Annotated in this window: 21 protein-coding genes and 1 pseudogene; 6 read left to right on the forward strand and 16 right to left on the reverse strand. The window is 67.7% G+C overall.

Going from position 1 to position 25,742, the window contains the following annotated elements; genetic code table 11:
- Positions 1–3 precede the first annotated feature (3 nt).
- The 3 genes from OG574_RS38950 to OG574_RS38960 all read left to right on the forward strand — a co-directional run bounded on the left by OG574_RS38950 (position 4) and on the right by OG574_RS38960 (position 2,651).
- Positions 4–798, forward strand: coding sequence for an SDR family NAD(P)-dependent oxidoreductase (locus OG574_RS38950; protein ID WP_266667690.1), 795 nt, complete (start codon positions 4–6; stop codon positions 796–798).
- Positions 799–870: 72 nt separating this feature from the next.
- Positions 871–1,590, forward strand: coding sequence for an alpha/beta fold hydrolase (locus tag OG574_RS38955; protein WP_266667688.1), 720 nt, complete (start codon positions 871–873; stop codon positions 1,588–1,590).
- Entirely contained in the window at positions 1,587–2,651 is a 1,065-nt protein-coding gene (locus OG574_RS38960; protein ID WP_326777015.1) for a maleylacetate reductase, read from the forward strand. The genes OG574_RS38955 and OG574_RS38960 overlap by 4 nt, the downstream gene beginning before the upstream one ends.
- A gap of 80 nt (positions 2,652–2,731) precedes the next feature.
- On the opposite strand, the gene OG574_RS38965 is transcribed toward OG574_RS38960, so the two are convergent.
- The 11 genes from OG574_RS38965 to OG574_RS39015 all read right to left on the reverse strand — a co-directional run bounded on the left by OG574_RS38965 (position 2,732) and on the right by OG574_RS39015 (position 14,678).
- Positions 2,732–3,589, reverse strand: a complete 858-nt coding sequence (locus OG574_RS38965) for a bifunctional 5,10-methylenetetrahydrofolate dehydrogenase/5,10-methenyltetrahydrofolate cyclohydrolase (protein WP_405602476.1) — start codon at positions 3,587–3,589, stop codon at positions 2,732–2,734.
- Between the two features lie 64 nt (positions 3,590–3,653).
- A complete protein-coding gene (purU, locus tag OG574_RS38970) occupies positions 3,654–4,526 on the reverse strand; it encodes a formyltetrahydrofolate deformylase (RefSeq protein WP_326777016.1) in 873 nt (290 codons plus the stop codon).
- A 103-nt stretch (positions 4,527–4,629) separates the two neighbouring features.
- The gene (locus OG574_RS38975) at positions 4,630–5,928 is read right to left on the reverse strand and encodes an aminomethyl transferase family protein (RefSeq protein ID WP_266667680.1); all 1,299 of its coding nucleotides are present in this window, start codon (positions 5,926–5,928) and stop codon (positions 4,630–4,632) included.
- Between the two features lie 128 nt (positions 5,929–6,056).
- The gene (locus OG574_RS38980; protein WP_326777017.1) at positions 6,057–6,998 is read right to left on the reverse strand and encodes an SDR family oxidoreductase; all 942 of its coding nucleotides are present in this window, start codon (positions 6,996–6,998) and stop codon (positions 6,057–6,059) included.
- An 85-nt stretch (positions 6,999–7,083) separates the two neighbouring features.
- Positions 7,084–8,289 carry a VOC family protein gene (locus OG574_RS38985; protein ID WP_266667676.1) on the reverse strand — a complete coding sequence of 402 codons (1,206 nt, stop codon included), beginning with the start codon at positions 8,287–8,289 and terminating at the stop codon, positions 7,084–7,086.
- An 11-nt stretch (positions 8,290–8,300) separates the two neighbouring features.
- The gene (locus OG574_RS38990) at positions 8,301–9,311 is read right to left on the reverse strand and encodes a fumarylacetoacetate hydrolase family protein (protein WP_266667674.1); all 1,011 of its coding nucleotides are present in this window, start codon (positions 9,309–9,311) and stop codon (positions 8,301–8,303) included.
- Positions 9,312–9,365: 54 nt separating this feature from the next.
- Positions 9,366–9,746, reverse strand: coding sequence for a nuclear transport factor 2 family protein (locus OG574_RS38995; protein WP_266667672.1), 381 nt, complete (start codon positions 9,744–9,746; stop codon positions 9,366–9,368).
- A 39-nt stretch (positions 9,747–9,785) separates the two neighbouring features.
- The gene (locus OG574_RS39000) at positions 9,786–11,264 is read right to left on the reverse strand and encodes an aldehyde dehydrogenase (protein WP_326777018.1); all 1,479 of its coding nucleotides are present in this window, start codon (positions 11,262–11,264) and stop codon (positions 9,786–9,788) included.
- A 172-nt stretch (positions 11,265–11,436) separates the two neighbouring features.
- Positions 11,437–12,255, reverse strand: coding sequence for an HpcH/HpaI aldolase/citrate lyase family protein (locus tag OG574_RS39005; protein ID WP_266667668.1), 819 nt, complete (start codon positions 12,253–12,255; stop codon positions 11,437–11,439).
- Positions 12,256–12,264: 9 nt separating this feature from the next.
- A complete protein-coding gene (locus OG574_RS39010) occupies positions 12,265–13,437 on the reverse strand; it encodes a CaiB/BaiF CoA transferase family protein (protein ID WP_266667666.1) in 1,173 nt (390 codons plus the stop codon).
- 35 nt (positions 13,438–13,472) lie between these two features.
- Positions 13,473–14,678, reverse strand: a complete 1,206-nt coding sequence (locus OG574_RS39015; RefSeq protein WP_326777019.1) for an FAD-dependent oxidoreductase — start codon at positions 14,676–14,678, stop codon at positions 13,473–13,475.
- A gap of 117 nt (positions 14,679–14,795) precedes the next feature.
- Here OG574_RS39015 and OG574_RS39020 point away from each other — a divergent pair, with 117 nt between their 5' ends.
- Entirely contained in the window at positions 14,796–15,749 is a 954-nt protein-coding gene (locus OG574_RS39020) for a LysR family transcriptional regulator (RefSeq protein WP_266667662.1), read from the forward strand.
- Between the two features lie 277 nt (positions 15,750–16,026).
- Here the strand turns inward: OG574_RS39020 and OG574_RS39025 are convergent.
- The 3 genes and pseudogenes from OG574_RS39025 to OG574_RS39035 form a co-directional block, all read right to left on the reverse strand.
- Positions 16,027–17,432 (reverse strand): annotated as a pseudogene (locus OG574_RS39025) (IS1380 family transposase).
- Positions 17,433–17,571: 139 nt separating this feature from the next.
- Positions 17,572–18,159, reverse strand: a complete 588-nt coding sequence (locus OG574_RS39030) for a winged helix-turn-helix transcriptional regulator (protein WP_326777020.1) — start codon at positions 18,157–18,159, stop codon at positions 17,572–17,574.
- 118 nt (positions 18,160–18,277) lie between these two features.
- Entirely contained in the window at positions 18,278–19,633 is a 1,356-nt protein-coding gene (locus tag OG574_RS39035) for an oxidoreductase (protein ID WP_326777021.1), read from the reverse strand.
- A 473-nt stretch (positions 19,634–20,106) separates the two neighbouring features.
- On the opposite strand from OG574_RS39035, the gene OG574_RS39040 reads away from it, so the two are divergent.
- Positions 20,107–21,060, forward strand: a complete 954-nt coding sequence (locus tag OG574_RS39040; protein ID WP_266667656.1) for a LysR family transcriptional regulator — start codon at positions 20,107–20,109, stop codon at positions 21,058–21,060.
- Between the two features lie 104 nt (positions 21,061–21,164).
- Positions 21,165–23,498 (forward strand): ATP-binding protein, encoded by a 2,334-nt coding sequence (locus tag OG574_RS39045; RefSeq protein WP_266667654.1) that lies wholly within the window; start codon positions 21,165–21,167, stop codon positions 23,496–23,498.
- Here the strand turns inward: OG574_RS39045 and OG574_RS39050 are convergent.
- Together OG574_RS39050 and OG574_RS39055 are read right to left on the reverse strand one after the other, a co-directional pair.
- Complete coding sequence (locus OG574_RS39050; RefSeq protein ID WP_266667652.1) at positions 23,484–24,389, reverse strand: intradiol ring-cleavage dioxygenase; 906 nt, start codon at positions 24,387–24,389, stop codon at positions 23,484–23,486. The genes OG574_RS39045 and OG574_RS39050 overlap by 15 nt on opposite strands.
- Complete coding sequence (locus tag OG574_RS39055; protein ID WP_326777022.1) at positions 24,373–25,677, reverse strand: NAD(P)/FAD-dependent oxidoreductase; 1,305 nt, start codon at positions 25,675–25,677, stop codon at positions 24,373–24,375. The genes OG574_RS39050 and OG574_RS39055 overlap by 17 nt, the downstream gene beginning before the upstream one ends.
- Positions 25,678–25,742: the final 65 nt, after the last annotated feature.

Genomic DNA, 25,742 nt, shown 5'->3' on the forward strand with positions numbered 1-25,742 from the left:
GTCATGAGTGACGAGACAGACCGCCGCAGCGCGGTCATCACCGGCGCGGCACAGGGCCTGGGCGCGGACATCGCCCGCCGGCTGGCGGATGGCGGGTTCGACCTCGCCCTGCTGGACCTGAACAAGGAGGGACTGGACCGTACGAAGGAGGAAATCGAGAGCAGCCACGGCGGTGCCAGGATCGAGACGATGCCCCTGGACCTCTCCGAGGACACGAGTGTTGCAGAGGCATTCCGCGACATCGACGCCGCGTTCGGACGCATCGATGTGCTCGTGAACACGGCGGGCGGCAGCGGGACCTTGCAGGTCCGGGACATCGAGGAGCTCTCCCCGCAGGTCTGGCACACGGTGTTGGGCAACAACGTCACCAGCACCTTCCTTTGCTGCAAGTACGCGGTGCCGGTCATGCGCCGCAACGGCTACGGCCGGATCGTCAACTTCTCCTCAGCGGTATCCCGCGGACTGTCCGGCCCGTCCGGGACGATCGGAGCGCGGCTTCCCTACGCCGCGTCAAAGGCGGCGATCAACGGCTTCACCCGGCAGCTCGCCAAGGACCTCACTCGCAGCGGGATAACCGTCAACGCGGTCTCTCCGGGCCTCATCCTGCCCGATGAGGGGCGGGTGCGGTCGGTGTTCGACTCCCTGGCGGCAGCGGACCAGGCCGCCATCCGCGCGGCCATTCCGGCGGGCAGGACCGGCACGGCTCAGGAGATTTCCGCGGCCGTCGCCTACCTCGTCTCAGAGGGAGCCGGCTTCACGTCCGGCACCGTTCTGGACGTCGACGGCGCAGCTTCCTAGCCGTTCCGCCCTCCCGGCGCGGGCCATGGCCGGCGCTTCCGCACCACCAGAGTGAAGAAGGAGAGCGAACCGTTGCTCCAAGATCCGTTGGTCCTCATACCGGCACTTGGTTCGGACGCCCGGCTGTGGCAGCCGGTCATCGACCACCTCCACGAGCGCCTCGAAGTCGAATGCCTGGTCATCCGGGGCGTCGGAGACTCCATTGAGTCCATGGCGGACAGCATCCTGGCCCAGGCGCCGGACCGGTTCTGCCTGGCCGGGATCTCTATGGGCGGCTACGTTGCGCTGGACATCGTGCTGCGCGAGCCCGAGCGAGTCGTCGGGCTCGCGTTGCTGAACACCTCCGCGTTCGCCGCCCCGCCCGACCGGAAGAAGGGTGGCCACCAGGCGATCTCCCTGACGGAGTCCGGCCACTTCGCAGAGGCCGTGCGCAACGTCAGCGGCGCCGTCGCGCCAGGCCGGCCCGAGGTGACGGCCGTCGCCGCCACCATGGCCCATGACCTGGGAGCCGACGTCTTCAAGGCGCAGCAACTCGCCGTCCTCAACCGCGACGACCGCACGATGGAAACGCCGGGGATCAAGGCCCCGACGCTGATCGTCGCCGGAGACGCCGACGCCATCACTCCACTCGCGCTCAGCGAGGAGATGGCCGGCTCGGTACCCAACGCGCAGCTGCACGTACTCGAAGGAGTCGGACACCTGTCTACCCTCGAAGCGCCCGCCCTCGTCGCCTCACATCTGGCGGACTGGCTGCTGCGTACCGACGATCAAGAGCGGAGGCGCAGGTCATGACGATCACCTTCGACCACACGACGCAGGGCCAGCGGGTGCTGTTCGGAACCGGCGACGCAGCCGCCCATACGGTCGCGGCGCTCAACGGTCTGGGTGCCGAGCGCGTCCTGCTCATCGCGGACGCGTTCGTATCGGAACTCTCCGACGCCGTGGCGGAACGGGTCTGTGTGGTGGCACGTATCCACGAGATCGTCCAACACGTCCCTGCCGAGAACGCCGCCAGGGCAGTGGAGGTCGCGCAGACGCACGACGCAGACGCGATCGTCACGATCGGCGGCGGCTCGGCAGTGGGCCTCGCGAAGATCGTCGCCCGCGACGCCGGCCTGCCGATCGTGGCGGTACCCACCACCTTCGCAGGCTCCGAAGCCACGAACGTCTGGGGCATCACCGAGGCCGGACGCAAGACCACCGGCATCGACGACAAGGTGCTGCCGAAGATCGTCGTCTACGACGCCTCCCTGATGGCGAGTCTGCCGGGGCAACTGGCCGTCTCCAGCGGGCTCAACGCCCTGGCCCACGCGGTCGACGGCTTCTGGGCCCCGCGAAGCAACCCGATCAACAAGGCGATGGGCACCGAAGGGCTGCGCGCCCTCGTCCCGGGCCTGCGTGCCCTGCACGCCGACCCGGACGATATCGCGGCTCGCGAACAGACCCTTTACGGCGCCTACCTCGCGGCCGTCGCCTTCGCCTCGGCCGGATCGGGCCTGCACCACAAGATCTGCCACGCCCTCGGCGGCGCTTATGCCATGCCGCACGCCGAGACCCACTCCGTCGTGATCGGCTATGTCACGGCCTTCAACGCCCCGTTTGCCGTCGATGCAGCCGAGCGCGTCGCCGCCGCTGTTGGCGACGGCCTTTCCGCCGCCGCAGGAATCCACGCGCTGGGCCGACAGATCGATGCCCCGAGTTCCCTGAAGGAACTCGGCCTCAAGGAGGAGGACCTGCCGGCAGCGGCGGGCCTCATCCTCCCTGCTGTCCCGCCTTCCAACCCCCGGCCGGTGACCAGGGAAGCGCTGGAGGAATTGCTGCGCGCGGCGTGGGCTGGTGATCCGATCACGTAAGGAAACGCGCAGGGCCTGAAACGCTGTGTGGGCCGGACCTCATCAAGAGGTCCGGCCCACATTCCGTATGTCCGCCGCAGTCAGCCGACCGACACCTTCGTGGCCGACCGCAGCCGGGCCGCGCGGAGGGTCTGTACGAGGAGCGTCGCGATGGTCATCGGGCCTACGCCACCGGGTACCGGGGTGATGAGGGAGGCGTGCTCCGCGGCCGCCTCGAACTCGACATCGCCGCGATTGTCGGCGTAACCCGCGTCGATCACGACAGCCCCCGGCTTGATCCACTCGCCCTTGACCAGACCCGGCGATCCGACCGCCGCCACGACGATGTCGGCCTGCTCGACCTGGGCACGTAGGTCGGTGGTGCGCGAGTGGCAGTACGTCACGGTCGCATCGCGACCCAGCAGGAGCATCCCCATGGGCTTGCCCAAAATGGCGCTGCGGCCGACGACCACCGCGTGCCGGCCGACCAGCGGCACGTCGTAGGCGTCGAGCAAGGCCATGATGCCGCCCGGCGTCGCGGAGGCGAAGCCTTCCTCGGTGAAGGCCATGGCGGCGAACGACGTGCGGGTCACACCGTCGACGTCTTTGGCCGGGGAGATCGCCTCGAACGCGGCGCGCTCGTCGATGTGGCCGGGGACTGGGTGCTGCAGAAGGATGCCGTCGACCTCGGGATCGGCCGAGAGGCCGCTGATGACCCGACACAGGTTCTCGGTGTCGATGTCGGCGTCGAGATCGATCCGCCGGGATTCGATGCCGACATCCCGGCAGCGGTTGACCTTCATGCGCACATAGGTGTGCGAAGCGGGGTCGTCGCCCACGAGTACGGTCGCCAGTACCGGCCGGCGGTCGTGCTCGAGGACGAACTGGTCGACCTGCTTCGTGAGGTCCTGGAGCACCGCCTTCGATGTAGCGCGGCCGTCCAGGAGTTGTGCAGTCACGCGTGTACCTCGCTTCATTCGCGATCGGGGAATGACGGGAGACATTTCAGTGATGGGCGACCGTTCAGAACACGACGGTCTGATTGCCGTTGAGCAGCACCCGGTCCTCGCAGTGCCATGTCACCGCCCGGGACAGGACCTGCCGCTCCACGTCGGCGCCTCGCCGTTGAAGGTCGGGGGTCGTCTCGTGGTGCGAGACCCGTACGACGTCCTGCTCAATGATGGGGCCTTCGTCGAGGTCCTCGGTCACGTAGTGGGCGGTGGCACCGACCAACTTCACACCCCGGTCCCTGGCCTTCTGGTACGGGCCGGCGCCGACGAACGCCGGCAGGAAGGAGTGATGGATGTTGATGACAGGAGCGCCGACCTCCTCGAGGAAGTCGCCGGAAATGATCTGCATGTAGCGGGCCAGCACGAGCAGATCGATGTTGCCCTTGAGCAGCTTCAGGTGCTCCTTCTCGGCGACATCCTTGGCCCCCTTCTCCACGGGAACGTGGATGAACGGGATACCGAAGCCGCGTACGTCCTCGCCCAGGTCGGGGTGGTTGGAGATGACCATGGCGATGTTCATGGGGATCTCGCCGCGGCGCTGTCGCCACAGCAGGTCGAGAAGGCAGTGGTCGGACTTCGAGGCCATGATGGCGACCCGCTTGGGCTTGCGCGCTTCTATGAGGCGGTAGCTGAGGCCCAGCGAGCCCAGCGCTTCATCGAGCTCGGCGGAGAGCGTGGGCAAGTGGCCTGCGAGCCCGTCCAAATGGAAGGCGGTGCGCTGGAAGAACCGGCCGCCGGCGGAGCCGGTCGAGTACTGGTCGAGGGAGACGACGTTTGCGCCGGCCCGGGCGAGTACGGACGACACCGCCGAGACGATGCCCGGCTGGTCCGCGCCCTGGACGATCAGACGGCCGAGGTCCGGGGTGGGTTGATCGGGTGCGGGCATGAAGGTAGATCCTTTCGAGGCATGAGGCCTGGCCTCGGCGGGGGCGTGCGGGGAACGGTCCGCGGCTTCGGAGTTCCCGGCACGCCCCGTGGTACGGCTCCGATCACGGAGCGGCGACGCCGGAGGGGATGGAGCTGAGGTCGAAGTCCTTGTTGGAGGCCAGTTCCAGGTACGGGAACCGCTCGACGGTGGCGCGGATCTGCTTGATCCGGCCGCCGTGGTCGCCCCACTGCACGACGACCTCCGTGCCGATCTCGGCGAGGTCCACATCGATCGTGGAGTGCGAGATCATCTCGCGGTAGTAGTAGGAGTACACCGCCACGGAAGAGATCCCGACCGTCTCGCCGTCCCGGGTGACCAGATCGGCATGGCCGCCGGCCGGAGCCTGCGGTGTGGTGGGGAATTCGAAGTGCTTGTACTCCTCGCCGGACTCGAACTGCGAGGCGAAGACGTCGAGTACGTCTTCCTTGTTCCACCGCAGCACAACCGTCTTGCGACGGCGGTTGGCGGCCTCGGTCTCCAGAGCTTCGCGGCCGATGAAGTCGTGGTCGAACTTGGCCATCCAGCCCCAGTTCACCTCGAACGGGGTGCGCAGCCGAGTGCTCAGGTCGTCGGGCTCGGCGCTGCCCGGCAGCGGCCCCTGCACGTGGCCCGGTGGAAGCCCGGCCCCGAACACCGGGTGCGTGACGAATCCCCGGTCGGCGAACGCGGCCGGTAGGAAGGTGCAGCCCTGCTGCGGAAAGCCGCCCTCGGTGTGATTGACGAGGTAGGTGCGCCAGCCAAGACGCTTGAGCCCGAACTCCTTCCCCGCCCGGTACGTCGCGTCGAACGCCGCGGGGCCGTGCTCGACCGGTCCGCGAAGCTCGTACGCCAGGGTTCCGGCCATGCCGATCCGGGAAAGTTCGATCTCCGCCGTTCCGTCGATCCCCGGGATGGTGATCGGCTTGACGCCGAGGAACTTCAGGTCGCGCAGCGACTCACCGGTCAGCCGCTCCAGGACCTGTAGCGAGGTCGGACCGGCGATCTGGAACAGGAAGATGTCCCGCGTCTCGAAGTCCACGTCCAGCCCCACCGATGGCGCAATGTACTGCGGCCAAGGCATGGCGGCGAACATACGGAAGCGTTCCTCGCCTTGCCTGACCGCCAGCCCGTGGGTGGCGATGTAGCCGCGCTCGTCGAGCATCACGAGGTGCTTGGAGGTGCCGACCGGCCACTTGTAGACGTTGTTGATACTCAGTCGCGAAAGGAACTCCTGCGCGTGCGGACCGCTGAAGATCATCTCGGGCAGCCCGGTCAGGTTCGACGCCAGATAGGAGCTCGTCTTCCACGACATCGACTCCTGCTTCCAGCCGTCCCCCTCCCATATGTGCAGGCCGCCGAAGATGTTCAGGTATGTCGGCACGTCCGCATACGCCGGAACGCCGTGTACGGCCGCCGACCGGAGGTCTGGCGAACCGCCGGGTCCGTCTCCCGCAGTACTTTCTTTGCTGTCCATTCTTCATGCACCTCTCTCTCGAAGCGGATCCGTGGTCAAGCCGACGCGTCGATCTGGTCGTAGCGGACGGACTTGACGCGCTCCATCACCGATCGGAGCGATTCGGGCTGCCGACCGGTGAGCCGCTGTACGTGGTGGGAGAGCAGTGCCTGGTAGCCCTCGGCCTGTGCCACGTCCGCCGACACCAGCTCGTCGCTGGCCCACCGGTGGCCCTCGTCGCTGGCCGGCATGGCCGGGTCGTAGGTGCGGGGGAGGCCGACGGAGTCGAAGTGCGCCAGCCGCTGCTCGCGGGTCAGGGGCGTGTAGGTGATCGGGACCCCGTGCACCTCGGAGCCGATCCGCACGATGTCGCGCATGCTCAGCAGCTCGGGTCCGGTGATCTCGTAGACGGCGCCCGCATGCTCCTCGGGCGCGCGCAGCACAGCGGCGGTGCTGCGGGCCACGTCACTCTTGGCCACGGGGGCGAGGGAGCCCTCGCCGGTCGCCATCTCCAGCCGGCCGCTTTCCGCTGCGGGCGCCATCCAGATGTTGCTGACGATCTCGGCGTACAGATGGTTGCGTAGGAAGGTGTAGGCAAGCCCGGAGGATCGCAGGTCCAGTTCGCTCTGGTAGTGGTCCTGAGCGGACAGGGCGGGGTTCTTGGGGTGCTCGCCACCGCCGACGGAGGTGTAGACGATGTGCTTGACCCCTGCTCCGCGGGCAGCCGCGATCGCGTTGCGGTGCTCTTCGACCCGTCGGCCGAGGTTGAGGCCGCTGATGAGGAAGAGCGTGTCCGCGCCGCGGTAGGCCGCGTCCAGGGACTCCCGGTCGGTGTAGTCGCCCTGCAGTACGGCGAGACCCTCGGCCGCGCGGTCGGCCAGCTTCTCGGGGGTGCGGGTCACCAGCGCCAGTTCGGCGCCGGGGCTCGCAGCGAGCAGCAACTTCGTGACGCGGCGCCCGAGGTCTCCCGAGGCTCCGCTGATGACGATTCGGCTCATGGCAATTCTGCTATCTGTTCGGCCGGCGATGCCGGAAAAAAGGGGGGTGGTGGAGCGGATCAGCGTGTGTGGCCCGGGCGGTACGTCAGCCCAGGGGGCCCCAGAAGGTCTCGCCGCCATAGGTGTCGGACAGGGCGGGCAGCGTTTCGGGCCACACGCCGGTCTCGACCTTCCGGCGCTCCGACTGCGGCCGGACCCGGCCGTCCCAGCCGACCTGTTCCATGTAGTAGTAGAGCTGCATCACGTGACCGTCCGGGGCGACCGCGTGGATCGCGTAGTCGATTCCCGGGTGGATCTCCGCGGGCAGGTCGAGGAGCTTGACGCCCTTCTCCTCCAGGAAGGCCTTTGCCGCCCTGAGTTGCTCGTAGGAGCCCAGCTGCACACCGAAGGAGAGCAGGGTGCTGTCGTCCCGGACACCGAGCACATCGCGCAGTTCGAGCGGGAGCAGCGTCAGGCTGTGATGCTCGGTGTTCGCGCGCAGGAACAGCACGCGGTGCCCGGCGATCTCGCATTCCTCGCTCTTGATCAAGCCGAGGCGCTCGATGTAGAAGCGCTCCGCGGCGGCGAGGTCCTCGACGAAGATGCTCACCGGCCCGACCCGTACCGGCTTGAACGGCCGGGCCAGCAGAACCCCGCCGACGTCGTACGTCTTCGGGAGCTCGTCCACCCAGCGGTGGCCGGAGGCCAGGTCGATGCCCTCGGCGTGGGCCTCGGCGAGTTCCGTCGACTCAGCCTTGTACGGCAGGTCGGGGTGGCCGTTCAGCCACGGCCAGGTCACCTCCGGCTTGCTCACGCCGTCCCAGCCGACCTGCTCGATCCCGTACTCCAGCTCGTTGATGTGGCCGGTCGGGTCCGGGAAGTAGGTATGCCAGTTCGAGCCAGGGTCGCGGCCGTAGCGCTCGATCGGCTGGCCGAGCGAATCGAGCCACTTGCGCGCCTCGACGACCTCGCGAAGGCTGCCTACCTGCCAGGTGATCTGGTTGACCGTGAGGTCGGGGCGGGCCGGCTCCTCCATGTGGTCGGACCATGAGCGGGGCATCAGGACGAAGGTGTGGTGGTCGCTGTTGTGCCGCAGGAAGTAGATGCGCTTGTCCGGGACTTCGTCGAGCCACGGACCCGGGTCGTACTTCTCCAGGTCGAGGGTGTCGGCCACCGCAAAGCCCAGCAGGTCCCGGTAGAAGGCTGCGGCCTTGCCGGTGTCGTCGACGCTGATGCCGAAGTGATTGAGGCGGCGGATCTTGTAGGGGCGGTCGTACAGGACGCCGCCGACCGGGAACTTCTCCGTGGTCATGCGCTGGCCTCTCAGTCGGTCGGCTTGACGACTTCGTTACGGAGGGTGCCGATCAGAGGGGAGGAGACCTCGACGACGTCGCCGGGCTTGAGGAAGCGGTCGCTCAAGAAGGAGCCGTCCGCCTGCTGCCGGCTGGAGTCGACCGCAGTGCCCTTGGGCGTGCCGCTGGCGATCAGGTCACCGGGAAGCAGCGTGGTATCCCGGGAGAGGTGCTCGCCGAGCGCCGCGAACACGTGCACCATGGACTTCGTGTTGCCGCTCTGCCGGACCTCTCCGTTGACCCGGCATTCGATGGGTATGTCCTGGGGATCGATGTCGTCGTTCACCACGATCCAGGGGCCGATCGTCGCCGACGAATCGAAGTTCTTCGAGTAGGCGAAGTCGGGCCCGAAGGACACATTGTCCCGGACCGACCAGTCGTTGAAGAGGGTGTAGCCCCACACATGGTCGGTGAACTCGCCGCCCTTGATGTCTCGGCCGGCCTTGCCGATGACGACGGCGACCTCCGCCTCGTAATCGAGGCGCTCGGTGCGCGCGGGATAGCGCAGCGGGTCACCGTCGGCGGAAACGGCGCGGTGGTCCTTCACGAAGAACTTGGGACCGCCAGCGAGGAGACGGTTGAGGGTCTCCTCGGTGTCCTTGCCCTGTGAATTCTCGGCGGCACTCTGCATATGGTCGGCGAAGTTCGCCAGGGCACACAGGATGCGGGACTGGCCTTCGATCGGAGCGTGCAGCCGGACCTCGTCCAGGGCGAAGCTGAGCTGTACGCCTTCCAGCCCACGAAAGTCCGGTGTCTGGTCCTTCAGGTACGCCAGTGCGCTCCGGGCGCCGTCAAGGGCTCGGTCTCCCTCCTCGATGAACGCGTTGAGTTGGGCCGGCACCGCTGCGGCGGCCTCGGCGAGCGGCCGGGCGGTCGGAGTGGTCTCGGCGAGGTACTTCGCGTAGGCCGCGTTGATATCGATGACGCGGTTCTCCTGGACCACACCTACGCGTCGGTCCGGGCCGAATATTGCGATCTTCATTGCTCTCCTGGTGGCTCTGTATAGGAGGTGGGGATATGTGGAGGCGGCCGATGGTCAGGCGGGCGCGGCACCGGGGTCGATACCGACCTTCTCGAGCAGGGCTCCGCCGGTGGGGGAGAGGCTGTAGATGGCCAGCCGTTGGATCTTTCCGTCGCGGATCGTGAAGAAGTCGCCCAGCAGGACCTCGCGTCCGTCGGTGAGGAGAGAAATCTCCACGGCGACGTGATCGCCATTGACGACGTACTGCGTGGGGGTCGGCTTCATCACGCCGGGTGCCAGGCCGTTCTCATACATGCGCTGGATGGCGTCGGCGCCCGTGAGTGTGCCTGCGGTGTTGTGGAGGACCGCGTCCGGTGCGAAGAGGGCGGCCACGGCGCCGGCGTCGGCGTCCTGGACACCGGCGAAATAGGCTTTGACGACCGATAGGGCATTCATCTTGTCCTGGGGTCCTTTCTCGCTGTTCCGGGAACTCCCTTAGGCCGGGAGGTACTTCGCCGAGGCGTAGACAGACTTGTATTCGAGGTAGGCGGCGATTCCCTCCGGGCCGAGCTCTCTGCCGATACCCGAGTCCTTGAATCCGCCGAAGGGCGCGCCGAGATCGAGGGTGTAGTAATTGAGCCCGATCGTTCCTGTACGGACTCGCCGTGCTACTGCGAGCGCCCGGTCCTCGTCGGCACTCCAGACGGAGCCGCCGAGGCCGAAGTTGCTGTCGTTGGCGATCCGGACTGCGTCCGCATCGTCGTCGAACGGGATGAGGGCCAGGACGGGGCCGAACACCTCCTCGCGGGCGAGGTGTTCGGAGTTGTGGACGTCGGCGAAGACGGTCGGCTGCACGAACCAGCCCCGGCTCAGGTGGTCAGGCCGGCCGCCGCCGGTGACGAGACGGGCGTCCGATCCCTTGGCGATCTCGATGTGACGCAGAACCCGCTCGAGGTGGCCCTGTGTGGCCATCGGGCCCATTGTCACCGAGGGGTCGAGCGGGTCGCCGAGCCGGTACGCGTCGGCGAATCCCGCGATGGCGTCGACGACTTCGTCGTAGCGGGACCGGGCGATGAGGATGCGCGACTGGGTCGTGCAGGTCTGGCTGTTGTTGAGGAAGGCCGCGTTGCCCAGGCCTGCGAGCAGGGTTTCGACGTTCCCGTCCTCAAGGAAGATCGCGGCTGACTTGCCTCCCAGCTCCAGGGTGACCCGGCGCACCAGGCGGCCGCACTCCTGGCCGATGGCCCGGCCGGTCGCGGTGGACCCGGTGAAGGCGATCTTGTCGACCATGGGGTGCGACACCAGCGCGGCTCCGGCATCGCGGTCGCCCAGCACGATGTTCAGCACGCCCGCGGGCAGTCCGGCCTCCTGGGCTGCGTCGGCGAAGACGTAGGCGTCAAGCGCTGTCTCCGGCGACGGCTTCAGGACCACCGTGCAGCCTGCGGCCAGAGCCGGCGCGATCTTGAACATGGCGAGTGCTTGGGGGAAGTTCCACGGCGTTATCGCGCCGACCACACCGACCGGTTCGCGTCGCACGATGGTCGCCCCGGCCTGGCTCGCCCGCACCTCCTCCAGGGGCAGGTTCTCGACGACGTCGGCGTACATCCGCAGCAGACCGGCAGGAGCACCGCCGTTCAGCATCTGGGACAGCGCGATCGGCATGCCGTTCTCCCGGCTGACCAGGGTCGCGGTATCACCGGCGCGCTTGTCCAGCGCATCCGCGAACCTGCGCAGGACCGCCGCACGCTCGGCCGCGGTGGTCCGGCCCCAGGGGCCCTCGTCCAGTGCGTGGCGGGCGGCGCGGACGGCGGCGTCGATGTCCGCCGCGGTGCCGAGCGAGGCGACGCCGATGCGCTCCCCGGTGGCGGCCTCGATCTGTTCCTGTACGCGGTCGCCGCTGGGGGCGGCCCACGTGCCGTCGATGAAGAAGTATTTCCGGTCCAGGTCACCGGTCCGCTCGACGCTGAGGGACATGTTTTCTCCTGCCTGTCACATGACGGACATCGCTGATAAACAAAGGATGTTGGGCGGGGGGTGCAATTGGCGATGCCGGGAATGTTCGGTCGCTCATGCATGCGCTGCATGAGTGCATTCGAGGCTCGGTGGTCGAGGCGGCAGGCCGTCCGAACCGCCCGCGGCGCAGGGGTCAGTCCGTGTACCGCAGGATCGCGTGCGCCCGTGCGAGGACCGGTGCGTCGACCATGTGTCCGTCCACACGCGCGGCATTGCCGCCGCCGGCGGACTCCACGACGCGGCGGGCCCAGCGGAGCGTCTTCTCGTCGGGCCGGAAGGTGTCGTGGGTGACCGGGACTTGACGCGGATGGATGAGGAGCTTGGCCGTGAGGCCGAGCGCCTTGGCCCGTCTCAGGTCGTCGGTGAGAACGACGGCGTCGTCCAGCGCCGTCGTCACCCCGTCGACAGGGCCCGGCAGTGCGGCGGCCCTCGACGCCAGGACGAGCGAGGAGCGGGCGTGGAGCATCGCATCCCACCCGGAGTCGGCACCCAGGTCGAGCGCGAAGTCGAGGTGCCCGAAGGCCAGTCGGTGGACTCCTGGGACGGCGGCGATGTCCTGTGCCCGGACCACCCCGAGAGCTGATTCGATCAAGGCGATGACCGGCACACGGGTGCGCTCGGAGACGGCGGTCAGCGATTCCGGCGATTCGGCCTTCGGACACATCACGGCGATCAGCCCGGGGGCGCCGGCCAGAGCCTCCAGATCCTGGGCGCCCAGGAGCTCCGAAGGCGTATTGATACGCACGCAAGCACATCCGCCGTTCGACAGCCAACTGACCGCCGAGGCACGCGCGGTGTCCTTCTGATCTGCCGCGACAGCGTCCTCGAGGTCCAGCACCACGAGGTCGGCGCCGGACGCGACCGCCTTGTCGAAGCGGGCCGGATGATCGGCGGGTACGAAGAGCAGCGACTTCGCGTGCTGAACGGCTCGTGCCCGGTCCAGGTACGTCATCCCGATCACCTACGCCTGTCCCGCACCCTCGGGTGCCGCCGGCGGCAGCACCCCGAACTCGGCGAGCACGGCGTCCGTGTGCTCGCCGACGTCCGGGACAGGGCCCATCACCGGCTCGGCACCCACGAAGGTCGCCGGGGGAATGAGAGCGCTCAATGTTCCGGCCGGCGATGCGTACTCCTTCCAACGGTCCCGGGCCCGCAGTTGCGGATGGCTCGCCAGGCCGGCCATGTCCCGCAGCAGGGCATTGGCGATGCCCGCGGTCTCCAGCCGCTTTGCGACATCCGGGGCAGTATCGTCACGGAAGGCTTGCTCGATCTCGTCCTGCAGTTGCGCCGCGTTCTCCACGCGAGACGAGTTCCGGGCGAACCGTGGGTCGGCCGCGAGCGCCGGATCGTGGAGTATCTGCTCGCAGAAGGTGGCCCACTCGCGCTCGTTCTGGAGCCCGAGGAAGACCTGCTCGCCGTCGCCGCATTGGAACGGACCGTAGGGTGCGATCGCCGAGTGCCGCGCACCCGTTCGTCGGGGCGGAGTGCCGCCGTACGTGGCGTAGTTGAGCGGAAAGCCCATCCACTCGGCGAGCGCCTCCAGCATGGAGATCTCGATCGTGACGCCCGCGCTGGTGCGCTGTCGCTGCAGGAGCGCGGCAAGGATGCCGGTGTAGGCGTACATGCCGGAGGCGATGTCCGCGATGGAGATCCCGACCTTCGACGGCTCGTCCTCGGTGCCGGTGATCGAGACCAGCCCGGCCTCGCACTGGACCAGCAAGTCGTACGCCTTCTTGTCGGTGTACGGGCCGCCGCTGCCGTAGCCGGAGATCGAGACGTGGATGAGGCCCGGATTTGCCGCCCGGAGCGTGTCGCTGCCCAGGCCGAGCCGCTCGGCCGCGCCGGGAGCGAGGTTCTGCACGAAGACGTCCGCGCGGCTCACCAGGGCTTTGACGGCCGCCCTGCCGTGCTCGGTCTTGAGGTCGAGTGCCACCGACTCCTTCGACCTGTTCAGCCAGACGAAGTGGCTGGCGAGTCCGCGTACGGTCTCGTCGTAGCCGCGGGCGAAGTCGCCGGGGCCAGGGCGTTCGATCTTGATGACCCGGGCGCCGAGATCGGCCAGCTGGCGCGTCGCGAAGGGGGCAGCGACGGCCTGCTCGAGAGAGACGACGGTGAGCCCGTCAAGGGGATTCATTGAGCATGGTTCCTTCGTGTATCGCCGCACCGGGATCAGTCGGCGAGCAGAGACGGGGTCTCCAACGTCTTGGTGAAGTACAGGCGCTCGGCGGCGAACTCGCGGTCACGGGACATCCGCCGGAACACTTCGAGATCCTTGTCGAGCTTGGCCGGATCGGTGGAGTGGAAGAGCAGCCGCTTGTTCGCGGAGGCCCGCGGACTCGCGTGATCGAGGAACGCCCGGCGGCGCATCTGCGCGTAGCCGTCGAGGACGGACTCCCCGGCGCGCCCCTGGACGACGGCCCCGAGAGCTTCCTGTAGGACGTACGAGTCGAAAAGCCCCATCGTCAGGCCGAGCCCGCCGGTGGGATTTGTGGCGTGCGCCGCGTCCCCGGCGAGGAGTACCCGGCCCGCGCGGTAAGAGGCCGCGCTGCGCTGGTGCATGCGGTACGGCGACATCGCCACGAGTTCGGTCTGCTGCGCGATCTCCTTCCCGAAGACATTGGCGAGGAATTCCGGCAGCCGCTCCTCGGCCGACCCCGCGGGCAGTGCGTCGTCCTCCATGTACGAGTAGCGCCAGAGCCCGTGCTCGCCCGACTCGTCGATCTTGGCGATGATCGCGCCGTAGACGTGGTCCACGTAGAACGTCGACTGCGCCCAGCCCGGCCGGTCGTCGGGGAAGCGGACATTGGCCGCGACGAACCGCTCGGGCCACGTCATCCCGTCGAAGCCCAGGGCCGACTCGGCGCGGACCCTGGAACCGGCACCGTCGGCGCCGATGAGCCAGTCGGCTCGGAGCGTCCGGTTCTGCTCCCCGGCGCGCACGGTGACATCGACACCGGCGTCATCCTGGGTCACCGCAGTGACCTCGTGACCCCAGAGCACTCGGACGTTCGCGAACGTTTCCAGGCGCTGAAGGATCACAGCGGCCAGGGCTCCCTGTCCCAGGTGCAGGTTGTGGGGGTACCGCACCTTTCCCTCCAGCGCCGACAGGCCGTACTCGATGACCTCGCCGGTGCGATGGACGCGGTAGGCGTAGTCCTGCTTCAGGAAGCCGGCGCTGCGGGCGTCGTCGAGCAGGTCCAGACGGGCCAGGCCGTCCAGGGTCGCCCAGTGATAGACGATGGCCCGCGGCGCATTCTGCAGAGCCGACGCCCGCTCGAGGATCGTGACGACAACGCCCTGTTGTGCCAGGCCGAGCGCATTGAGGAGTCCGGTCGGCCCGGCCCCCACCACGATCACCTGCTGTTCTGCTGACACCAGTTCTCCCGTCTCGAGTGTCTCCGGCCGCTGTGGACCGTGAGCCGCATCTCACGATGCTGGAGACCGAGCCATAGGTCCAATGTCTGCAATTTGGTGCCCCGATACGCTGGATGCATGGATCTCCGGAACATCAGGTACTTCCTCGCCGTGGCGGACACAGGCTCCATCACGGAAGCGGCGAAGACCCTGCACCTCTCTCAGCCGCCGCTGAGCATGGCAATGGCGAAGTTGGAGACGGAACTTGGCGTGACCCTGCTGAACCGGTTGCCGCGAGGTGTCTCGCTGACGCCTGCCGGCCGCTACCTGCAAGCCGCCGGGCTGCGCCTTGTCACGGAGGAACAGCGGCTCTCCGCGGCCCTGCAGGCGATGGGGCAAGGCCTTGAAGGTGAACTCAGAGTCGGCGCCGAGCCCATGGGCTTGTGGCGGGTCGTCAGCACACGCGTAGCGGAGTTCCTGGCCGAGCATCCCAGGGTGTCGCTCGACCTGACGGACGTGGCGCCCTGGGCCCAACTGGAGAATCTCGCCAACGGCTACCTGGATCTGGCAGTGATCCCCGTGCTGCCGCAGGAACCACTGCCGCACATCAACGACGTTGAATTCGACGTCGACATCGTCGCCACTCTGCCGCTCACCCTCGTCGCCCCGAGCAGCTGGGGACTGAACGCCCAAAAGCCCCTGGCCCTCGCATCGTTGAAGGACAGGACGTGGATTCTTCCCGGGAGAGTGCCTGGTACGCGGAGCCTCTCCCGGCTGATCGACGACCGCTTCACCGCTGCGGGTGGCAGCCCCACGACCGTCATCCCGGTACCGACCATGCAGACCGCGGGGACACTGGTCGCCGCTGGGCTCGGTGTCTCGGTGATGAGCGACGAGATGGCCGCAACCCACCCCGGCGTCGACCGCATCCCGGTCGAGGGAGGCTGGCCCGAACTGCCGCTGGGCCTGGTGCGGCGACAGGGCGGGATCGTCACGCCCGTCGCCGCGAGGTTTGCCGCGCTCTTCGGAGTGGATGTCGTGGACGATCAGCCCGAACGAGCTGGTGAGAGGACCCACGGACGGACTACGTAGACCCTCGATCTACGTGGCGGATACGTACTCCTACGGCTGGTGGCCCTCAGTGGGAGACCCGACCTCGGCGACATCCAAGCGGTGTGCGGGTTTCCGCCTCCGGAAGCCCGCGTGTGATCGGTTACCTAGCCTCGCCGTTTCGGTTGGGCTGAGGCGGCGTCGCTGATCGCCAACTGTTGGGTGGCCGACGTGATTTCGGTGCTTGGGCAGGTCGGAGTCCCGACGCGGTGGTCGGATTCTCCGGGTTCTTTCGGGTCGTGGGACGGGGGTTTGCCAGTCAGCTGGCGGGTCGGGGCAGTGCGGCGAGGCGGTGGAAGGCCGTGGTCAGTTCGTGTCTCCAGGGCCAGGTCGCCGATATTCGCAGGTGGAGGCGTCGGCCGCCGCTGGTGAGGCGGGCGGCGACGTGCAGTAGCCGGTAGCGGAGTTTCTTCGGCTCGGCGGTGGCCAGCTCCCCGTCTAGGAGGAGGACACGGGTCCAGGCGAGCAGGTCGATCGCGGCGAGGCTGAGTTCGAGCCAGACGGCGTTGACGCCGAAGTCTCGGGAGGGGAAGCGGCCGAATCCGGTGGTCTTGCTGCACCGGATGTGGTCCTCGACAGTGGCGTGTCCGCGGTGGCGGACCTCCAGGAACTGGGCGGAACCGTCACCGGAGTACGGAGTGTCGGTGAGGAACACCTGATGCCGTAGGCCCTCGTCCTGGTCGAACAGGGACAGCTGTGCTCCGGGGTGGGGCCGCTCTCGGCGCACGATGATGCGGGTGCCGGCTGGGTAGCCGTCCAGATCGACCATGCCGGTCAGCTCGGCGACTTCGGCGCCATCACGCAGAGTCCCGTCCTGGTCCAGGGCGGGATGCCAGAGACGCTCGGGCATGGCCCGGACAGCGCGGCGGAGCGGCTCGGTGATGGCGTATCCGACCGAGAAGAAGGTACGGATTCCTCGTTTCCGCACGTGGCGGACGTGGGCGAGGAAGGCTTTCGCGGATCCGGCACTGTCGGTGCGGACGAGGATGTCGGTGCCGTGCCGGTGCGCGTCGGGGATTTGCGCGAGTGCCTGGTCGAACACCGTGATGTGGTCGCTCGCGGTGTTGGCACCGGCGTTTCCAGGACGCAGTCGGCCCGACAGTGCCTCGCCGGTGTTGGCCAGGAAGCACAGCAGCGGGTGGAAGCCGAAGCCGCCTTTATAGGTGGGTGCGGCCTGCTCCTTCTCGGAGTGGCAGGTGATCAGCGTGGCGTCGAGGTCCAGGACCAGCCCGGGCAGAATGCGTCCCGCGGCCCGGACTGCGGGTATGCCCTCGCCTTGCTCGGCGGCCTGCATCCAGGCGACTTCCCGAGCTTGGGCACGCGCCGAGCGCAGAGAAGCCAGTGTCCTCTCGTCGGTGTCGGCGAACATTCGCCAGGCCGTCGGTGTCGAGGCGACCGAACCGAACACCCCTGCCTGGTCCCGCAGTACGGCCAGGTCCGCGATGGCCTCACCGCCGTCGGCGAGCATCACCGCCAGGTCGGTGGCGATCCGGCCCGGATCATGCCCAGTCCCGCGCGGCCGAAGCGGCCTGAGCGCGGTGGAGTACGAGGCGGTGAGCCCGGTGGCATCAGCGAGATCAGCCAGTAACCGTGCCCCGGCATGACCGACCACCCCGAACCATCCGCACTGACCTGGATCTTGGGACGCAACCCGATAGCCTGCATAGAGAAAGTGCCCTCCGCCTGGACCGACAGAACCCCTCAGCAAGGTTCATCGTCCCAGGTCAGGAAGGCACTTTCGCGTTTCCGCCCCAACAGCCGCCGTCCCCAAACGAAACGGCGAGGCTAGGAGGGAGACGCTGGCCTACCGTCGCTCATCGAACGCCTCCCTTGCCGCTTCTATCTCGCCTGAATGACGTTCGGCCCAGCCGATCAGCGACATGACTCGGTCCGACAGGTCCATGCCGATAGGTGACAGGGAGTACTCGACGTGCCTGCACTCGTCGTCGAAGACGTGTCGGACAATCAGGCCGTCACGCTCCAGCATCCGGAGGTTGAGCGTCAGCATCCTCTGCGAGATGGGACGTTCAGGGACCAGGGCGGCGATGATTCTCCTGATCGTGGACGGCCGGTACGGTCCAGTCCGAGCGATCACCAGCAGCCAGTTTCGCCAGTAGTTCCCGAGGTGGTCTACGACGTTCACAATCGGGTTGTCCTGAGTCGAGTTGAACCGGGACAGTTGCGCGGAGACGTGCTCGAAGAGCTCCTCCTCGGCTGCGTCGATCCAGTGGCTGTCGGTCGGGGCGAGAGCAGCCCGTAACCTCGCCATGGTCTGTGCGCCGCCGTCACTCTCGTCCGAGTTCGCCGTTACCGCCGGACTCTGATCAGCACGACGGCTGTGTGAACGGTCGGTGCACGCGTCGATGGATGCGGATCGGGTGTCGGAGATCATCGGCCCATCTTCCCTACAGGTGCCGTCGAAGAGCGAGATGAGAAGCTGCCGGCACCGAGGACGCCGTGGTACGGATCGCTCTCGCCCAACTTCCTCGCGTTCGCAGCGCAGTTCGTCATCACTCGGTCTTTCTCGACTGATCCACGAGCTGGCCCTCGTGGGCGTAGCTTTCGTATGCGTCCGCGAGGTCCACGTATTTGCGGAAGTTCCGCATGTCCGCGAAGTCGCTGCTGCGTACCCGGTTGACGAAGTCGTTGTTCGCGATCTGTGCCCTGCCGACCCCGATCAGGTCGAAGTCCCCGGCCTCCAGGCCCAGGCGAACCCGGGCGATGTCGTCCTCGACCTGCAGCTCGGAGTCTTCGTTGTCGAACATGTCACGGGCGAGGTCGGTGGTCAGCCCCACGCTGCCGATCGCGACGACGGGGAGGTCCGTCATCGTCTTCACCCAGGAGGCCAAGCTGCGCCGCGCATCGAGCTCCGGCCATGCCACTGCGTCGAAGCGGCGGGTGGAGACATGGAACATGTCGGCGCCTGCATCCTGGATACGAGCGAGGAAGGGGCCCAGGGCGTCGGGGTGCTCCGCGATGCGCGCCCCGTAGTCCACCTCCTTCCACTGCGAGAAACGGAACGAGATGATGAAGTCCGGTCCCGTCGCCTCACGTATCGCCGACACGATCTCGGCGGGGTACCGCGCACGGTCCGCGAGGGTGGCGCCTCCGTACTTGTCCTGGCGCTTGTTGGTCTCGTGCCAGAGGAACAGATCGAGAAGGTAGCCGTGGGCACAGTGCACTTCGATCCCGTGCGCGCCGACCTCCTGTGCGATGAGCGCACTCTGGACGTATGCGGCCTTGGTGTCCTCGAGGTCCTGTGCCGTCATCGCCACGCCGTTCGGACGGCCCTCCTGGACGAGCCCCGACGGGCTGAGTGCGGGCTGGTCGGGGAACGGGTTGGGAACCCCGTCGACGATCAGCCGCAATGCGCCGGGATGCCACAGTTGCATGAGGAACGTGTTGTTGCCGGCCCCGGTCACAGCGCGAGCGACGCGCCGCCACTCCTCCGCGGAGTCGTGGCCGATGATGCCGAACAGCGGTTGCCAGTAGGCCGCCGGGTGATCTGGCGCCGCACCTTCGGAGATGATGATCCCCGAGCCACCCTGGCCGCATCGACGCAAGGTCTCGATCATGTTCTCTGTCGGCGTGTAGTCGCGCATTCCGCGCTGCATGGCCGGCATGACGAAGCGGTTTTGTACCGTGGTTGTATTCACGCGCAGAGGTGTGAACAACGGGTCCGAATTGGACTGAAAATGCATCTTCTGCCCCCAGCGCATGGAAGTTTGAAGGAACGGCCGAGAGGCTAGGCGGCGTGTTGGTGCACGACAAGTGGGTACTTTTTTGTTCGCGTGACGGTCGAATGTCCGGCATGCGCCAGGTGAATCGCTGGACGAAAATTCTGGCTGCTGTCCTCTCGAACTCATAGAAGTTTCTTCCGATTACGGTGATGTCGGCGACGTAGCCAGAAGAGGGCAACCTGCCCCTGGTCGTGGAGGGGCCCAGCTACCTGGACCGAAAGCGATCGATGTTCTTGACATCGAGGACGGGCCGACGCATCCGGTGGACGATCGCGGCACGGAGCCGCTTCGCCGACAGCCTGCCAGTAGGTGATGAGCGACGAGAGGGCGGGATCGTCACCCCCCCCCGTCGGCGCGAGGTATGCGGCGCTCCTCGGAGTGGAGGTCGTGGACGATCAGCCCGAACGAGCTGCTCGGGGGACCCGCGGAGGGACTACGTAGACCCGTGATCTACGTGGTGGATACGTACTCCTACGGATGGAGCACGCGCTGCAGGCGGCGGAGGGTGAAACCCGCCAGCCAGCCGGGCTCGGTCACGTGCACGAGCCCGGACGTGGCGATGGACCGGGTGCCGCCCCTACCTGCCAGGGAGAACAATCATGCTGCTGCGCGAACTCGAATGGTTCACGACCCTGGCCGAGACCCAACACATGACGGAAGCCTCGCTGCGCCTCAGCATCAGCCAGCCGACGCTGTCGCGCGCCCTGGCCAGACTCGAGCGCAAACTGGGCGTCCAGCTCTTCGACCGTCACCACAGCGGACTGCGTCTGAACAAGTACGGGGAGATCTTCCACGCGCACGCCGTCCGGGCGATGAGTGAGGTCGACAGGGGCGAGGAACGGATCGCCACCCTGGTCGACCCGCAGCGAGGGTCCGTATCGCTGGGATTCATCCATTCCTTCGGCGGCTGGCTGGTTCCCGACCTCCTGAACGGTTACCGAAAGCTCGCCCCCAGAACCTCTTTCGAGCTGCACGGAGCGGCCTGCGATGCCGTGGTGGACGAGGTGCGTGACGGAACGGTCGACATCGGATTCGTCGCGCCCCAACCTGGCGCCGACGACGTGCAGTGGACCCCTCTCGGGCGCGAACGGCTGTGTCTGTCGGTTCCGCCGGGCCATGCCCTCGAAGGACGCGATCAGGTGGCGATCGCCGAGCTGGCCGCGGAGCCGATGGTGGTCCTCAAGACCGGGTTCGGCTTGCGGCAGATCACTGACAGCCTGTGCGGGCAGGCAGGATTCCGAGCCTGCATCGCCATCGAGGTGACAGAACTGTCCACCCTGCACGCCCTGGTGGCAGCGGGGATGGGCGTGGCAGTCGTACCCGCCTCGTGGCCCGAGGGCATGCCCGGCTCCACCGCCATCACCGTCCCGTTCAGCGATCCGACCGCCTTCCGGGACTACGGGGCGGTCACCAGGCGAGGGGGGCCGGGCAGCAGGGCTGCACAACGATTCCTCGGATACGTCGCGGGCCGTGCCCATCCGGCAGCCACACCGTGCCGAGCGGCAGACGAGGGGACAGGGGCGGTCGCGCTCGCCCCGGCAATCAGCGTCTGATCCGTACCGGACGGCAGCGACGCGGCATCCGGCCGGGACGGGACGGCCATTGATATCTGCAGGAGTCTTGGCCCAGAAGGCCAGGTCGGCAGAGAATGGCCCGCATGAGCTGGCACGCAGTCCCCTCTGGCCCCCCGGCGTCATGGCCGACCCAGTTGTTCGGACGGGACCGCGAGCTCGCCGATGCCCGTGGCCTGATGGCGTCCAGTCGCCTCGTGACGCTCACCGGCCCCGGTGGTGTCGGCAAGACCTCCCTTGCCGCCGCGATGGCCGGCACGCTCGAGCGGGCGTTCAAGGACGGGGTCTGGTTCGTGGAGCTGGGTGCTCAGCGCAGCTCGGAGACCGTCGCCGAATGGGTGGCCACCGGCCTCGGGCTGAGCACGGCACCCGTCGAGGATGCCGAGGAGCAGCTCCGTCGGCATCTGACCGGCCGGTCGGCTCTGCTGGTCCTGGACAACTGCGAGCACGTACTGCCCGGTTGCCAGCGCCTGGTGGCCAGGCTTCTCGGCGCCTGCGACGAGTTGCGCGTGCTGACGACCAGCCGGGAGCCGTTGCGGTTGCGGGGCGAACGCGCCGTCGTCGTCCGTCCGCTGCCCGTACCGCCGGTCGGCGGGGAGAGTACCGTGGGCGAACTGCGCGGGTTTCCGGCCGTCGCTCTGCTCGAGGCCCGGGCCAAGTCCGTCAACGACCAGTTCGAGATCACCGAGCGGGAGCTGCCGTCGGTGGTGGAACTGGTGGCCCGCCTGGACGGTATGCCGCTGGCCATCGAGCTGGCTGCGGCGAGGTTGAGGTCGCTGTCGGTCCGCGAACTGCTCGACCGCATCAACGACCGGTTTACGCTCCTCAACCGCGGCGACCCGACCGCCTCGCCGCACCACCGCTCGCTCGACGCCATGGTGCGGTGGAGTTACGACCTGTGTACACCGCAGGAGCAGAGGTTGTGGACCCGGCTGGCAGCCTTCACCGGGGGCCCCGACCTCGCCAGCATCCAAGCGGTGTGCGGGTTTCCGCCGCTGGAAGCCACCGAGCTGCTCGACGCACTCGACGGGCTGGTCGCCAAATCGATCCTCCTGCCCGAAATCCGGAACGGGGAAATGCGCTACCGGCTCCTGGAGACCCTGCGGGAGTTCGCCCTGGTGCACGGTCGGCCGAGCGAGGACCACGACCGTGCCCGCCGTGCTCACGTCGATCACTACCGATCCTGGGCCACCCGGACCGCACAGAGCTTCTTCGGACCCGACCAGACCGAGTCTCTCGAGCGACTGGCATCGGACTTCGCCAATCTTGAACTGGCCTTCGAGGGCTCGCTCGGGGAACCGGGCCGTACGCGCGAAGCGCTCCAGCTCGCTTCCAGCCTCAGCGTCTACTGGATCACCGGCCACCTGCGTGAGGGCCGTCGTTGGCTGGCGCAGGCACTTCAGGCGGACACCGCGCCTTCCGTCGAGCGCGGCAACGCACTCTGGGTGGCCGCCGCCGTAGCGGCACTCCACGGAGAACTGCCCCTGGCCAAGGAGCACCTCCTCGCCGCCGGCGACATCGTACGGTCGACCGGCGACCCCCGACTGACGGCTCACGTCGCCACTTGGAGCGGCCAAGTAGCCCTGACCTCAGGCGACTTGCCGACAGCCCGGCATGCCTTCGAAACCGCACGGGTGGGCCATGCAGATCTCGCCGACCCGGAGGGGCTGCTGATGACGCTCTTCCTGCGCGCATTCCTCAAGAGCGCAGAGGGTGACCAAGAAGGCGCCGCGGAGTCGTGCCGCGAGGCCATCGACCGCAGCGAAGACCTCGGCGAGACCTGGGGCCGCTCCTACGCCGTGTGGGTCCTTGCCTATGACGCCTGGACACGCCATGACCTGGCCGCGGCCGAGGAGTGGGCCAAGCAGAGCCTGGAACTCAAGCTCGCCTTCCGGGACGACGTCGGCACAGCGCTCGTCATCAACCTGATGGCCGGCATCGCCCTGGAAAGGGGCGAGGCCACGAAGGCGGCCCAACTCCTCGGCGGCGTCGAAGCCCTGTGGTCCCGGCTCGACACCAGGACCGCGGCTTTCGGTCCCGTACTCGGCTCCCAGTACAAAGCGATCGAGAGCACCGTCGAGGAAAAGCTCGGCCATGCCACCTTTCAGCGCCTGTACGAGGAGGGGCGCCGCCTCGACCCGGACGGGCGAACAAGGCTGGCGCTCGACCACATCACCGAGCCTGACAAGGACCGAAGCGAAGCCGCTCCCGCACCCGACCTGCTCACCGCTCGGGAGAAGGAGGTCGCGTCGTACTTGGCTGATGGCCTCAGCAACCGTGCGATCGCCGCCGCGTTGGTGATCTCCCCGCGTACGGCCGAGGTTCACGTGGAGCACATTCTCGCCAAGCTCGAGGTCCGCTCACGGGCCGAGGCCGGCATGTGGGCTGCCCGGACGCTCGGACGGTCACCGCACGCCTGACGGCGCGGAAGGTGCGAGGACAATGTCGAACCTCACCCGTGTCCAGTCTCCGTCCAGCAGACGGCCGTCGGGCGCCGGTGTGCCGGCCGGCTGCCTTACGAACTCCTTGACCAGCGACTCCTTCACGCCGAAGACCGCGTCCGAGGCGAGCAACCCGTCCCCGCGCACGAAGATATGAGTCACCAGCCGACGGGCACCCGGCGCGGTCACCATGAAGTGCAGGTGCGACGCGCGCATGGGTGACCGGCCGGCGGCCGCCAGCATCCGGCCTACCGGACCGTCGTGCGGAATCGGATACGGCGTGGGCGTGACCGCCCAGAAGCGGTAGGTGCCGTCCTTGTCTGTGGACAGCTGGGCCCTTCCTGCCCGGTGGTCCTCGGCGTACTGCACATCGTAGAACCCGTCGTCATCGGCCTCCCACACGTCGAGGCGCGCGTCCGAAACGGGATTGCCATCCGCGTCGGTGACAGTGCCCTCCACCCAGCACGGCTGTCCTTTGGCGCCGAAGGTGATGTCACCCCCGTTGTCGATGCGCGGCGCGTCCTCGACGAAGAACGGCCCAAAGACGGTGGCCTCAGTGGCATTGCCGTGCGCTTCGTTGTTCATGGCGATGGTCTGCATCGATGCGCCGAGCACGTCGGACAGCAGGACGAACTCCTGCCGTGTGGCGTCGGTGATGTGTCCCACGGCGGTCAGGAAGTCGATGCCCGACTGCCACTCCGCCTCGGTGAGCCGGACCTCGCGCAAGAAGCCGTGCAGATGCCGTACGAGCGAACGCAGTACCTGGTCAAGCCGAGGGTCCTGGCACCCGTCGAAGGAGCGCAGCACACGCTCGACGAGTTCGTCCTCGCGGGTCCGCTGTTCGTCGGAGATGTCAGGGGAGAACGTCATGGCAGATCGCATTCCTTATACCGATGTCGTGGAGTCGGGGACCGGAGCGCGCCGGGACACGGCCGGTACTGACTGCGGCACCGACGTGTGCCAGTGCGGCGTCCCACGCCACCCCGTCCGTCAGCATCGCGCGCACCTCGTCGAAGAGGTACTGGTGCTCAAAGGCAAGGGCGCCGTGCAGAACGTTCTCGCGGCCGAACAGAGCGACCTCGCCCTCGCCCGTCCGCTGGGTGACGACCCGCTCGTCCCCATTGAGGAACCCGGTGAGTTGAATGCGCACTCCGTGTTGGTAGGAGCGCCGGTACGGAATGCCGGCATACGAATCGGGGGCTCCGCGGGTGATCGACCGCGCGGCGTTGAGGCCTGCGATGCGGCCCTGGTCGGCGGCGTTCGTCCATTGCTCGCCCCGCATGCGGGTGCCGTAGCGAGGGTTGGACCAACGGGCGGCGTCCCCGGCCGCAAAGACATGGTTGTACGCCTGTAGCCCCGCGTCGCAGACGATGCCGTCCCGGAGAGCAAGTCCGGACGACTCCAGCCATTCAGTTGCGGGCCGGTGCCCATCGGCGATGACGATCACGTCGGCCGGCACCAGCGTCCCGCTGCTCAGCCGCAGGCGTCGGCGCAGGCCGTCCTTGACGACCTCGACGACTCCGTCACCGAAGCAGGGCGCGACTCCGGCCCGATGGTGCAGCGCGGCATAAGAGTTCACCGCGACGGCGCCGAAACGTCCCATCGGCTCGGGCGAGCCATCGACAAGCGACACCGTGCGGCCCGCGCGCCGGAGCCGCGACGCCGTCTCGCCACCGGCCAGTCCCGCTCCGATGACGGCGACGGCCAGGGAGGGGTCGGCCAGCACGGCGCGCAACGCCGACACTTCTTCGCGTTGCCCGACCGTGTAGACCCGTGACTCTTCGGTGAGGAGTGCCGGGATCGTGGGTGCGCAGCCGCAGGCGATGACCAGCGCGCGGTAGGAGACGCTGCCGTTTCCGACCAGAATCCGCTGGTTGGCGAGGTCGAGTTCGCTCGCCCGGGCTCCCAACCGAAGGTCCACGCCCTGGCTGCCGAGCTGACTCAAGGCACGCAGTGTGGTCGAGTCGAGGTCGGTCGGGCCGGTGAGTCCCGTCCTGTCAGCCAGCGGCAGGTTGTAGCGGGGCCGTACACGTTCACCGATCACCATGACCGAGAGCCCTCGGCCCATCTTCGCGACCGCATGAGCCGCGTGCAGCCCGGCCACGGAGGCGCCCACGACGACGATGTCCCGGGACAGAGCCCCGGACACCTCAGCCATCTGCCTCACACCTCCGCGGCGCGGTCAGGGCCCCTTCATCATGGGCATTGCGGGAGTCGGGCACG

It is taken from the genome of Streptomyces sp. NBC_01445, assembly GCF_035918235.1.
Lineage (GTDB): Bacteria > Actinomycetota > Actinomycetes > Streptomycetales > Streptomycetaceae > Streptomyces.